7 protein-coding genes are annotated in these 13,156 nt (G+C 72.4%); 4 read left to right on the forward strand and 3 right to left on the reverse strand.

Annotation, left to right across the window (positions count from 1 at the left end):
* Positions 1 to 376 precede the first annotated feature (376 nt).
* Complete coding sequence (locus AC5Y5Z_RS20880; protein ID WP_499927280.1) at positions 377 to 4,339, forward strand: PE family protein; 3,963 nt, start codon at positions 377 to 379, stop codon at positions 4,337 to 4,339.
* Positions 4,340 to 4,449: 110 nt separating this feature from the next.
* Here the strand turns inward: AC5Y5Z_RS20880 and AC5Y5Z_RS20885 are convergent, their stop codons facing one another.
* Together AC5Y5Z_RS20885 and AC5Y5Z_RS20890 are read right to left on the reverse strand one after the other, a co-directional pair.
* Positions 4,450 to 5,769 (reverse strand): PPE family protein, encoded by a 1,320-nt coding sequence (locus AC5Y5Z_RS20885; RefSeq protein WP_499927282.1) that lies wholly within the window; start codon positions 5,767 to 5,769, stop codon positions 4,450 to 4,452.
* Positions 5,770 to 5,829: 60 nt separating this feature from the next.
* Positions 5,830 to 7,224 (reverse strand): PPE family protein, SVP subgroup, encoded by a 1,395-nt coding sequence (locus AC5Y5Z_RS20890; protein ID WP_499927284.1) that lies wholly within the window; start codon positions 7,222 to 7,224, stop codon positions 5,830 to 5,832.
* Positions 7,225 to 7,485: 261 nt separating this feature from the next.
* On the opposite strand from AC5Y5Z_RS20890, the gene AC5Y5Z_RS20895 reads away from it, so the two are divergent.
* The 3 genes from AC5Y5Z_RS20895 to AC5Y5Z_RS20905 all read left to right on the forward strand — a co-directional run bounded on the left by AC5Y5Z_RS20895 (position 7,486) and on the right by AC5Y5Z_RS20905 (position 12,435).
* Entirely contained in the window at positions 7,486 to 7,767 is a 282-nt protein-coding gene (locus tag AC5Y5Z_RS20895) for a DUF1490 family protein (RefSeq protein ID WP_463828290.1), read from the forward strand.
* A gap of 7 nt (positions 7,768 to 7,774) precedes the next feature.
* Positions 7,775 to 9,907, forward strand: coding sequence for a manganese-exporting P-type ATPase CtpC (ctpC, locus tag AC5Y5Z_RS20900; RefSeq protein WP_499927286.1), 2,133 nt, complete (start codon positions 7,775 to 7,777; stop codon positions 9,905 to 9,907).
* Between the two features lie 170 nt (positions 9,908 to 10,077).
* Entirely contained in the window at positions 10,078 to 12,435 is a 2,358-nt protein-coding gene (locus tag AC5Y5Z_RS20905) for a PE family protein (protein WP_499927288.1), read from the forward strand.
* Positions 12,436 to 12,454: 19 nt separating this feature from the next.
* On the opposite strand, the gene AC5Y5Z_RS20910 is transcribed toward AC5Y5Z_RS20905, so the two are convergent.
* On the reverse strand, positions 12,455 to 13,105 hold the full coding sequence (locus AC5Y5Z_RS20910; protein ID WP_463828293.1) for a cation efflux transmembrane domain-containing protein: 651 nt from the start codon (positions 13,103 to 13,105) through the stop codon (positions 12,455 to 12,457).
* Between the last annotated feature and the right edge of the window lie 51 nt (positions 13,106 to 13,156).

Raw genomic sequence — 13,156 nt, forward strand, 5'->3', positions numbered from 1 at the left:
TGCCCCGATTCAACGAAACCGCCCGGTCGGCAATATTCGTTCGCCACGAGTCGTATAGAGCACCGGTCACCACCTGTCGGCACGGCCCGGCGCTGCCGCCGGGTCGGCAAACGATGCGGCACAACGAATTCACCCAGGCCGACGAGACTGCGCACGCTGAGGGCCGCGCTGGCCTGCGAGAAATGCATCTATCACTTGAATTGTTCGAAGATCATTTGAGACTCCTATGTGCCGAATTGAAACGCAACTGCGAATGCGCGAAAACAGCAAATTATCGATGTCCCAGCTATACGATGCGGCTTATCGATGGCGACTGACCGGTCGGGAGTCGACGTGCCAGCCGTCTCCCGTTGCCGCGCGTCGAAGGAGTCCACGAATGTCGTATGTGTTCGCCGTGCCCGAGATCATGGCCGTCGCCGCCCGCGAGGTGTCCGGGGTGGGATCGGCGGTGCAGACTGCCAGCCACGCGGCGGCAGGCGCCACGACCGCGGTGGCAGTCGCCGCCGGGGACGAGGTCTCGGCGGCGATCGCCGCCCTGTTTTCCACCCACGGCCAGCAGTACCAGGCGCTGCACGCTCAGGCGGCCGCATCGCACGCGCAGTTCGTCAAGACGTTGCTCGGGGCGGGTTCGGCCTATGCCCTGGCCGAGGCGGCCAGCGCAGCACCGTTGCAGAGTCTCGAAGAAGCCGTGCTGGGTGTCATCAACGCGCCTACCAATGCGTTGCTGGGCCGCCCGCTGATCGGCAACGGTGCCGACGGCGCTGCCGGGACCGGTGCCAACGGCGGGGCCGGCGGGCTGTTATGGGGTAACGGCGGTAACGGCGGTTCGGGGGCGGCCGGGATGGCCGGTGGGCGCGGCGGCGACGCCGGGTTGTTCGGTCACGGCGGTGCCGGCGGGGCCGGCGGCATCGGGGCGAACGGCGCGACCGGGCCGAGCGGGGTGATCGGCGGCACCGGTGGCGCCGGCGCGGCCGGCGGGGCCGGCGGCAATGGCGGCATCCTGTGGGGCAACGGCGGGGCGGGCGGGGCTGGTGGCGTCGGCGGGACCGGTGGTGCCGGCGGCGCGGGCCTGGCCGGTGCGACCGGCACCGCCGCCAGCGGCGGTGTCGGCGAAACCGGTAGCGACGGTGGACAGGGCGGCTTCGGCGGCACCGGCGGCGCAGGTGGGGCCGGCGGACAGTCCAGGGCGCTGTTCGGCGGGACGGCAGGCGCGCACGGCGTCGGCGGCGCGGGCGGGACCGGCGGCACCGGCGGCACCGGCGGGACCGGCGGCACCGGGGCGGTCGACACCGGCTCGGGCGCAGGCACCGGCGGCAACGGAGGCACCGGCGGGGCGGCCGGCATCGGTGGGACGGGCTACGCCGGCGCCGCGTCCGGTGCGGCGGGCACGGGCGGCGAAGGCGGTGCGGGCGGTGAGGGCGGCGCAGGCATGCAGGGCGATTCGGCCATGTCCCCCGGCCTGGTCGGCACCGACGGCGGAAAGGGTGGCCAGGGCGGCACCGGCGGCGCCGGCAACGGCGGCACCAACGGCGACGGCGGCCGGGGCGGTACCGGCGGTAAAGGCGGCCAGGGCGGAACCAACCTCATCGAAAAAGGTGGCATGGGCGGGACCGGCGGCATCGCGGGCCAGGGGGGTGCCGCCGGGAGCGGCGGCACCGGCGGCACGGCAGGCAGCTCCGGTGTCGGCGGGCAGGGTGGCACCGGCGGCACCGGCGTTTTCGGCGGCACCGGTGGCACCGGTGGTGAGTCGACCACGCACACCGGCCACGCCGTCGGCGGTGCCGGCGGTGCAGGCGGCGAAGGCACCGAGGTGGGCGGCGTCGGCGGCTTCGGAGGGACCGCCACCGGCTACGGCACTGCCGACGCGACCGGAGGAATCAGTGGGACCAGCGGAATCGGTCCCGCAGGGATCGGCGGGGCCGGAACCGGTGGCAAGGCCTACGTCTACGGCGCCGGGACGGCCACCGGCGGCCAGGGCGTGGCGGGGGCTACCGGGATCGGCGGCTATGGCGGCTACGGCGGGGACGCGTACAGCTATGGCACCGGCAATGCCGTCGGCGGCGCCGGCGGCGCCGGCGGTAGCAGCGACACCGCGACCGGCGGCGGCGGCGGGGCCGGCGGCATCGCGTACAACTACGGCACCGGATCGGCCACCGGCGGCGCAGCGGGAGCCGGCGGCGACGGCGCCACCACCGGCGGCCGAGGCGGCGATGGTGGCCACGCGGTGATCTTCCTGGAGGGGTCGATGGCAACCGCCACCGGTGTCACCGGCGGTGTGGGCGGCAATGGTGTTACCGGTGGCGACGGCGGGCACGGCGGTTCGGCCTACACCGCGGGCATCGGGCAGGTCTCGGCAGGCACCGGCGGTGCCGGGGGTGACGGCACCACCGGTGACGGCGGCACCGGTGGAACCGGGGGCATGGCGATTATCGAAAACAGTGGATCCACCCACAACACCGTTGGCGGAATGGGCGGCCTCGGCGGCGACAGCATCACCGGTCGCGGCGGGACCGGCGGGGACGGCGGTCAGGCGGCGACATCTGCGCCGGGCAGCGCCACCGGAGGCGCGGGCGCCACCGGAGGCAGCGGTGCGGCCGGCGGCGGCCACGGCGGGGCCGGGGGCAACGCGAGCAGTGAAGGCGCCGGCTCGGCGTTCGGTGGTGCCGGCGGAGCGGGCGCAGACGGCGGTAGCACCGGGCCCGGCGGCAACGGCGGCCTCGGCGGCGACGCCTCCAGCTTCTCCTCCGTTGCCGGCCCCCACACCGGTGGTCAGGGCGGCGCCGGCGGTGCGGGCACCACCGGCGGCACCGGCGGCCGTGGCGGCGATGCCTACAGCGAAGGCATCGGATTCACCGCAGGCGGCGACGGTGGCGCCGGGGGCGCCGGCTCCAGCGGCAACGGTGGCGACGGCGGTGACGGCGGCGGGGCCCAAAGCTACAACCCCACCGGCACCGCCAACGCCAGCAGCGGCAACGGCGGCGCGGGTGGCAGCAGCGAGGCAGCCGCCGGCGGCAAGGGGGGCTCGGTCAACGTCGTATTCCAGTACGGAGCCGGCGACGGTATCGGCGGAACGGGCGGGGACGGCGGCAGCGGCGCCGTCGCCGGCGGGGAAGGCGGCAGGGGTGGCGGTGTGGTCGGCCAAGGGACGGGCGACGCGCTCGCCGGCCGCGGCGGCGCCGGCGGTAATGCCTCCGGCGGCACCGGTGGCAAGGGCGGCATCGGTGGTGACGTGTACTACGCCAAGGTCGATTCAGCAGGGGCTGCCGCGGGTGGCGACGGCGGCACGGGCGGCGCCGGTGTCTCAGGTGGTGCCGGCGGAGCCGGCGGGGTGGCCACCCATGAAGGAAACGGCAGCGTCTGGGCCGGCAGTGGCGGTGCGGGCGGCACCGCCACCTCCGGGACCGGTGGCGCCGGCGGGAACGGTGCCACTGCTAGCAGCGACAGCGCGACAGCCGACGCCGAGGCGTTCGGCGGTAGCGGCGGGGACGGCGGCACCAGCGAAACGGGCACCGGCGGCAGCGGTGGGGAAGGCGCGTACGGCGCAACCCGCGGGACCGGCAACGCCTACGGCGGGGACGGCGGCGCCGGCGGCTCCGGTGGCGCCGACGGTGGCGCCGGCGGCAACGCGGGCGTGGCCATCACCAACGGCACCGCGAACGCGATCGGCGGCACCGGCGGGCAGGGTGGCGACGCCGGTACGGGAACCGGCGGCACCGGCGGTAATGGTGGCAGCGGCGCAGTGCAGTTGGTCGGCGGAACGGCGACGGCAGTCGGCGGGGACGGCGGCGCGGGCGGCGCAGGAACCACCGGCGGCGCGGGCGGCGAGGGCGGTTGGACGCACTCGTTCGGCACCGGCAGTGTCGACCCAGGCACTGGCGGGGCGGGCGGCAACGCCACCACCGGCAACGGCGGAAAGGGAGGCACCGGCGGCCAGGTGATGATCTACGACCCCACTTCGTCGGTAGACGCGGTCGGCGGCACCGGCGGAGTGGGTGGCTCCAGCCTCAGCGGCGCCGGTGGTATCGGCGGCACGGGCGGGATCGCCTACAGCGAAGGCTCGAACCACCTCACCGGTGGCGTCGGCGGCACGGGCGGCAATGGTGGTGCCGGCGGTGGGACCGGTGGCGTCGGCGGTGAGGCGATCAGCAAGGCTGCCGGGATCGCTGACGGCGGTACCGGGGGCACCGGCGGTGCTGCGACGCAGCCGGGCAGCCCGGGCGGCAACGGCGGCAAGGGCGGCAACGCCAGCTCGATCTTCGGAGTGGCCCACGGTGGGCCCGGGGGTGGCGGCGGCGCCGGCACGCCGCCGGGTTCCCCGGGTGCGCCGGGGACGCCGTAGGCGCCGTCCTGGTCGTACTGGGTACCGGCGTCGCCTGGAGCTGGCCTGGGAACCCGCGTCCTCCAGATCTGGACCGGCGTGATCAGTCGGGCCGGCATCCGCCAGCTGAGCTACTGGCCGAACGAGATCTCCAGCAGGCTCTTCTTCTGCTCGGTGTATTCCTGTTCGCTCAGCAGTCCGGCGGCGCGCAGTACGGCGATCTCGCGGATCGCGGCAGCCACGCCGGTCATCACGGTCCGCGGAGCGGGCACTACCTCGACATCCTCGGTGGGTGCTTGCTCGGGGGGGCCGGCGGGCCGCGCCGGCGTGCCATTCTTCGGGCCGTCCGCGCCGGCCGGCGGGCCGGCCATCGCCTGCGCGGCCATGACGCCAGCTCCCATCTGATTGACCGAGTTTGCTGCGCCGAGTTCTGCCGCCGCTGCCGTGTTCGCACCAGCCAACGGAGTGGTCAGTGCGGTCGGGCGTATTTCGGCTGCGACGGTCCGGGTCCAACTCGGCGGCACCGTCAAGCCCCCGATCACGTTCGCGCGGGCCACCGCCGCAGACATCGTCGGCACTGGCAGCCCGCCCGCGGGCGGCTTCGCCAGCGGCGCCACAAACGGCTCCACGGGTGCCGGTCCGGTACCGGGCCACGGCTCCACCCCGTCCCAGGCGCTGAATGTCTCGTCGTCATCGACTCCCGAGGCAGCGGTGAACCCGGCCAGCGGAAAATCCCCGAAGTTGCCGATCACGTCTGCCGGTAAGACCCCGAAAAGGGCCACTATTTCGGTTGGCGCAACGAGAAAGAGTCCGACCAGGCCGACCAGGAGTTCGAACTGTTCGAACTGGGCCGGGACCGCCATTGCGGACAACGCTTGCGGCACAACCGAACTGATCGCGGCGGCTTGGCCGGCCGTCCCGCCCGGATCGGTGTTCTGGTGCGGAGGGGTGAACGGTGTCAGCACCGTTGCGGCTGCCGACGAAGCTGCATAGTTGTACATTGCCAGGCTGTCCTGCGCCCACATCTCGGCGTACAGCGCCTCGGTTGCCGCGATCGCCGGAGTGTTCTGTCCCAGGAAATTCGTCGCCACCAGCGCTGCCAGCAGGCTGCGGTTGGCGGCGACCTCCGCAGGTGGCACCGTCGACGCGAACGCGGCCTCGTAAGCGGCGGCCGCCACCCGGGCCTGGGCGGCGGTTTGCTCGGCTTGGGCGGCGGTAGCGCGGAGCCATTCCACATATGACGCGGCCGCTGCGCTCATCGCCGCGGACGACGGACCCGTCCAAGTCCCTGCGGTGAGCTCCGACACCTCCGACTGATATCCGTTGACCGCCCTGTGCAGCTCGTCCGCCAGGCTGGCCCAAGCCTGTCCAGCGGCCAGCATCGGCCCCGGTCCTGGACCGGTATACATCCGACCGGAGTTGATCTCCGGCGGATAGATGCCGAAATCCACTGCAGCGCATACCTCGTCTCGTTGGTTCTCGATGACTGATGCAGTCGCCCTACCGGGGCCTCAGCGACCCAGCAAGCGGTTCTTCTGCTCGGTGTATTCCTCGTCGGTCAAAATCCCCTCGTCGCGCAGCTTGGTGAATTCACGCAGCTCGGCCGCGACTCCGGTGACCACAGCCCGGGGCTTGTCGTTGGTCGGCTCACCGGTTTCGCCGGGTGCCGCGTTGTCGCCGGGGGTCCCAGCAGTTCTGGCGCGAGCGGCCCCCACCGCCTTCCCGGCATCCTTGCCGACGCGCCGTCCTGCGCCCACGGTTCCGGCCATGGCTCGTCCGGCCATGCCCGCCAGTGCCAGCTGACCGAGCGTGCCGGCCGAGCCGGCTCCCGCCACCGGTACGGCGGCGACTTCCGCTGCGGATCCAGCTAGCGCCGGCAGCGTGTACGCGACCGGGCGCACCGAAGGGGTGGCGACGGTCCACGTCGGCGGCACGGACAACGCCCCGACCGTTTTGGCCTCACCCAGACCGGCCGACAACTTCGGCGGCGGTACCGTGCCCGCCGGCAAGTTGAGCAGCGGCGCCGGAAACGGCTCCACCGGCGCCGGCTCCGTGCTCGGAAAGGGCATAACGCCATCCCAGCCGCTGAGGATCTCGTCGCTGTGCAGACCCACCATGGTGCTGTAGATGGCGACCGGAAGGTTGACCACCCCGAGCACACTGGCAGGCACGCCGAGCCCAAGGGTGGCGATGGCCGCTGACAGGCCGAAGGTGATGGTGGACAGATCGCCCAGCACGGCGAGCAGGAGCAATGGGTCCTCCGCGGCCGCCGCCGGGGTCGCCGCGCTCTGCAGCGCGCTAGGCACCGCGGCAAAGGCTCGCTGGACGGCGCTCTCCGTCGCGGCCCGTCCGGCTGCAGCCTGGTTGGCCACGCCGTCCGGGTCAGTGATCTGCGGGGGTGGTTCGAACGGCGTCAGCTCGGTCGCTGCGGCCGAGGAGGCTGCGTAGCTGTACATCGCCGCCGCGTCCTGGGCCCACATCTCCCCGTACTCGGCTTCGGTGGCCGCAATCGCCTGGGTGTTCATGCCGAACACATTGGTCGCGACCAGGGTCGACAACTGACTGCGGTTGGCCGCCACGATCGGCGGCGGAACCGTCGCCGAGAACGCGGTTTGGTAGGCAGCGACGGCGACCTTGGCCCGGGCGGAGGTTTCTTCGGCCTGTGCAGCGGTGGCTCGCAACCACGCCGCATATGACGCCGCCGCTGCGCTCATCGACGCCGACGACGGCCCCAACCAGGGACCAGCGGTCAACGCCGACACCACGGCCTGGAGCGAACTCGCCGCCGAATTCAGTCCCGTGCCGAGCGCACCCCACGCCTCGGCCGCGGCCAGGAACGGTCCCGACCCAGCACCGGCAAACATGAGGGCCGAGTTGACCTCTGGCGGGTAGCTCCCGAAATTCATGACTCGTTGCTCCTCGAAGCACCGTGTCCGGGTTGAACTCATCGCACCGCTCGTGGCGCAGGGACCCGAGGACGGAATCAGTAGACAAGCCAGGGTACTTCGGCCGCCGCACATCGCGCCCCGCGATGCGGCATATACATAGGCCGCGCATATTTTGCCGCAGCCTGAACCGAATTGGACGAGCGTTGGCACGACGATTCATGTTGATATCGCAATATTTGGATGTTAGCGTCGGGAAAACCCTGTAGAAAGGTGCGGATGATGGCGGTGCAGGTGCTTCTGGCCAAGGCGGCTTCGACGGTGATCACCGGGCTTGCCGGGGTGACCGCCTACGAAGTGCTCAAGAAAGCCGCCAGGAAAGCACCCCTGCACGAGACCGCGGTGAAGAGCGCCGAACTGGGTCTGCGCGGCACCCGCAAGGCAGAAGTAGCCGCCGAATCGGCCCGCCTCAAGATCGCCGATGTGATGGCCGAAGCGCGCGAACGCATCGGCGAAGAGGCACCCACCCCGGCCGTCGGCGAAGTCCACGACCACGATCACTGACCAGCACATGACGCCGGAAGTCGTTTCCGACGCCGCCGGTCGGATGCGAATCAAGGTCGACTGGGTTCGCTCCGATGCCCGGCGCGCCGTCGCCGTGGAGGACGCCGTCGCCGAGTGCGACGGCGTGCGGGTGGTGCACGCCTACCCACGGACCGGGTCGGTCGTCGTCTGGTACTCCCCCAGCCGCTGTGACCGCGCCGCGGTGCTCGACGCCGTAGCGGGCGCCAAAAGCACTGCGGCGGAACTGATTGCGGCTCGGGCCCCGCACTCGTCGGAGATCCGCAACACCGACGTGCTGCGCATGGTCATCGGCGGCGCCGCGCTGGCACTGCTCGGGATACGCCGCTATGTGTTCACCCGCCCCCCATTGCTCAGCCCGAGCGGGCGGGTGGTCGCCACCGGCGTCACCATCTTCACCGGTTACCCGTTCCTGCGCGGCGCGCTGCGCTCGGTGGGCTCGGGCCGGCTCGGCACCGATGCGCTGGTCAGTGCGGCCACCGTGGCCAGCTTGGTGCTGCGCGAGAATGTGGTGGCGCTGACGGTGTTGTGGCTACTCAACATCGGCGAATATCTGCAGGACCTGACGTTGCGCCGAACCCGGCGCGCCATCTCGGAGTTGTTGCGCGGCAACCAGGACACCGCCTGGTTGCGGCTGCCCGACGGCACCGAGGTGCAGGTCGCCATCGACACCGTCCAGATCGGCGACGAGGTAGTGGTCCACGACCACGTCGCGATCCCGGTCGACGGCGAGGTGGTGGCCGGCGAGGCCGTGGTCAACCAGTCCGCGATCACCGGGGAGAACCTGCCGGTCTCGATCACCGCCGGAGCACATGTGCACGCCGGGTCGGTGGTGGTGCGCGGCCGGCTGGTGGTGCGCGCGCAGGCCGTCGGCAACCAGACCACCATCGGCCGCATCATCACCCGGGTCGAAGAGGCGCAGCACGACCGCGCCCCGATCCAAACGGTCGGGGAAAATTTCTCCCGCCGTTTCGTGCCCACGTCGTTCGTCGTCTCCGCCTTGACCCTGCTGGTCACCGGCGACGTGCGGCGCGCCATGACGATGCTGCTGATCGCCTGCCCGTGCGCGGTGGGGCTGTCCACCCCGACGTCCATCAGCGCGGCCATCGGCAACGGCGCGCGGCGCGGCATCCTGATCAAGGGCGGTTCGCATCTCGAGCAGGCCGGCCGGGTCGACGCGATCGTCTTCGACAAGACCGGCACGCTGACGGTCGGACGTCCGGTGGTGACCAATATCGTTTCGCTGCACAAGGATTGGGAACCCGAGCAGGTGCTGGCCTACGCCGCCAGCTCGGAGATCCACTCACGGCACCCGCTGGCCGAGGCGGTGATCCGCTCCACCGAGGAACGCCACATCAGCATTCCGCCGCACGAGGAGTGCGAGGTGCTGGTGGGGCTGGGCATGCGGACCTGGGCCGACGGGCGCACCCTGTTGCTCGGCAGTCCGGGACTGCTGCGCGCCGAGCACGTCCGGGTGTCCAAGAAGGCACAGGAGTGGGTCGACAAGCTGCGCGCCGAGGCGGAGACCCCGCTGCTGCTCGCGGTGGACGGCAAACTGGTGGGCCTGATCAGCCTGCGCGACGAAGTGCGACCCGAGGCCGCCGACGTGCTGAAGCTCTTGCGAGCCAACGGCATTCGCCGGATCGTGATGCTGACCGGAGACCACCCGGACATCGCCGCGGTGGTGGCCGCCGAATTGAATATCGACGAGTGGCGCGCCGAGGTGATGCCTGAGGACAAGCTCGAGACCGTGCGGCAACTACAGGGCGAAGGATACGTGGTCGGCATGGTCGGCGACGGCATCAACGACGCCCCCGCCCTGGCTGCCGCCGACATCGGCATCGCGATGGGACTGGCCGGCACCGACGTCGCGGTGGAGACCGCTGATGTGGCGCTGGCCAACGACAACCTGCACCGACTGCTGGACGTGCGGGACCTGGGCGCCCGTGCGGTGGACGTCATCCAACAGAACTACGGCATGTCGATCGCCGTCAATGCCGCCGGGCTGCTGATCGGGGCGGGCGGCGCGCTGTCACCGGTGCTGGCCGCGATCCTGCACAACGCGTCGTCGGTCGCGGTGGTGGCCAACAGCTCGCGACTGATCCGCTACCGACTGGACTGAGCCGCACATAGATCGCCAATATTGGTGTGCGGCAATATCTTTCATCGGACAACGATATTTGGTCCACCCAATTGGCCAAAATCGGCCAACGTGCGGTGGGTGACCGATACGATGCGCTCACCGGTGGCAGCCCAACTGGCCGTAAGCCATCTGGCGGCGAGGAGAAGACCATGTCCTATGTGTCCGTAGTGCCCGATGCAATTGCCGCTGCGGCCGCGCAGGCGTCGGGAGTGGGCTCGGCGGTAAGCGGCGCCAGCCAGGCTGCCGCGGGCGCCACGACGGCGATGACGGCCGCTGCCGCGGATGAGATCTCCGCGACCATCGCCGCGTTGTTTTCCGCCCACGGCCGCCAATACCAGGCGATGCAAGCGGAGGCGGCGGCGTTGCACGAACAGTTCGTACGCGCCCTGTCCGGGGCCGGGGGCGCCTACGGCTGGGCCGAGGCGGCCAATGTCGCGTCGGTGCAGAGCTTTGAAGAGGCAGTGCTGGCGGCGATCAACGCCCCGACCAACCTGCTCCTGGGCCGCCCGCTCATCGGCGACGGCACCAACGGTGCGGCCGGCACCGGTGCCAACGGCGGCGCCGGCGGCCTGTTGTGGGGCAACGGCGGCAACGGCGGGTCCGGCGGAGTGGGGCAGGCCGGCGGCCGTGGTGGCGATGCCGGATTGTTCGGCCGCGGCGGTGCCGGCGGCGCCGGCGGCCAAGGTGTGCCGGGGGCCACTGGCACCACCAAGTTCGGCGGGCCCGGCGGGATCGGGGGCGCCGGCGGGGCAGGCGGGAACGGCGGCCTGTTGTGGGGCGACGGCGGAGCCGGCGGGATCGGTGGAACCGGCGGCACCGGCGGGGCCGGGACGGACGGCGGCGTGGGCGGACGCGGCGGCACCGGGGCGTCCGGTGGAGCCGGAGGCAATGCGCCAGGACTGTTCGGCGGCACCAACGGCGACGGCGGCCGCGGCGGCGACGGCGGGTTGGGTGGCCGGGGCGGTCACCTGGCGGCCGGTACCGGTGGCAACGGCGGCAACGGCGGCACCGCTGGTCAGGGCGGCAGCGCCGGGACCGGTGGGACAGGCGGGAGCGCGGGTGACGCCGGCATCGGCGGGACGGGTGGCAACGGCGGCGACGGCGTCCACGGCGGCGACGGCGGCAAGGGCGGCGACGCAGTCGGAGCCGGCACCGCGAATGCCACCGCCGGTCGCGGCGGCGACGGCGGCGCCGGCACCGTTCGTGGCGGCAGCGGCGGCGACGGCGGATTGGCCACGGCCCACGGCACCGGCACCGCGACCGGCGGCAACGGGGGCCGCGGTGGCGACGGCGGAGGCGATGGTGGTGACGGCGGCACCGGACTGATCGCCAACGCGAACTCGACGGCGACCGCCACCGGCGGCACGGGTGGCGACGGCACCAACGGCGCCTCCGGCGGCAACGGCGGCCGGGGCGGCAACGCTGAAAACGAAGGTCTCGGCGCCAACTTCGCCGGTGGCGGTGGCAGCGGCGGTCAGGGCGCCACCGGCGGCGGCGGTGACGGTGGCACCGCCGGCAGCTCACTGGTCAACAACCCCAACTCGACGGCCGATCTCGTCGGTGGCGTAGCCGGCGCGGGCGGCAACGGTGGCGGCACCGGTGATGGCGGCCGTGGCGGCGACGGCGGCCTGGCTTACACCTCCGGCCTGGGCACCGTCACCGGCTCCGACGGCGCAGCCGGTGGGACCAGCTTTGCCGGACAAGGTGGCGACGGCGGCGACGGCGGCGGCGGCATGATCGACTCCACGACCTCCACCGCGACCGCTACCAGCGGTTCCGGCGGCAACGGCGGCTCAGGATTCGCCGGCGGCAACGGCGGTAACGCCGGCGAGGCGGAGAACGGCGGACTGGGCAACAACGTCGCCGGGGCGGGCGGTGCCGGTGGCAAAGGCAGCATCGGAAATGGCGGCACCGGGGGCGCCGGCGGCCATTCGCAGATCGACAACCCCAACTCGACGGCAAATGCCGTCGGCGGTAAAGCCGGCGCGGCCGGCAACAGTTCCGGCGGCACCGGAGGTGTCGGCGGCGAAGGCGGATCGGCTGAGAACAACGGCTTGGGTGCGGCGACAGGCACTGCCGGCGCACCCGGCGGGACCAGCACGTTTAGCAAGGGCGGCGACGGGGGCGTCGGTGGTTTCGCGTCGATCGGCTCCACCACCTCGACTGCTTCCGCCACCGCCGGGAACGGCGGTCAGGGTGGCGCCGGCAGTGCCGCCGGTGGCAACGGAGGCGCCGGCGGCAGCGCGCAGAACGCGGGTCTGGGCAGCGGCTTCGGCGGGGCGGGCGGTCAGGGCGGCGCCGGCACCGATGTCGGCAGTACCGGCGGCGCCGGCGGCACCGGCGGCGATTCGACGATTTCTGCCACCCTCCCGTCGACCAGCAAGTCCGTCGGCGGCAACGGAGGCAACGGCGGCGACGGCCTCGCCACGGGCGGCGCCGGCGGCAAGGGCGGCAAAGCCTTCGGAATCAACCCCCAGCAGGGAACGGACGGCTCCCCCGGCCAATAGCCGACGGCCGCCGGAGGGATCAGCAGCAGTCCTCGCCGCGCCAAGCGCGGACTCCCTGCCACACCGCGATCCCAGCGACGGCCAGTCCGATCACCGGGTCGATCCACCATCCGGCGGGCCAGGCCGCGGTGACGGCCAGACCGACCAGCACCCCGGCGGCCTGCACCGCGCACAGATAGTTCTGCGTGCCCTCTCCCGCGGTGGCCCCGGACCGCAGACGCGTGCCCAGCCGGCGATTCGCCCAGCCGAGCACCGGCATCAGGATCAGGGCCAGTGCGGTCAAGCCGATCCCGATCACCGACGTCTCGGCGTGCTCGCCGACGAACAGGTGACGGATGGATTCGGCGGCGACATACGGAGCCACCAGCCAGAAAGACACCGCGACACCGCGTTGGGCACGTCGTTCGGCGGTGTCCGACAGCACCCGGTCACCGCTGAACCGCCACACCACCATGGCGCTGGCCAGGCCCTCGGATGCCCCGCCCAGGGCCCAGCCGGTCAATGCGACCGACCCGACCGCCAAGCCCTGCCACACACCGATGCCACCCTCGATCAGCAACACCGCGAGGCTGACCCAGGCCAGCCGGTGTGCCCACCGCGCGTTGCGCTGCCATTCGGAGTCGTGCAGCGCAGGCGCCGCGTGCACGTGGGAGGTGGCCGCAGTCTCCATCCCGTCGATGCTAGCGGTGCGCCGGCTGCGACCGTGCCATGCGCGCCCGCT

The organism is Mycobacterium sp. NGS29 (genome assembly GCF_059812965.1).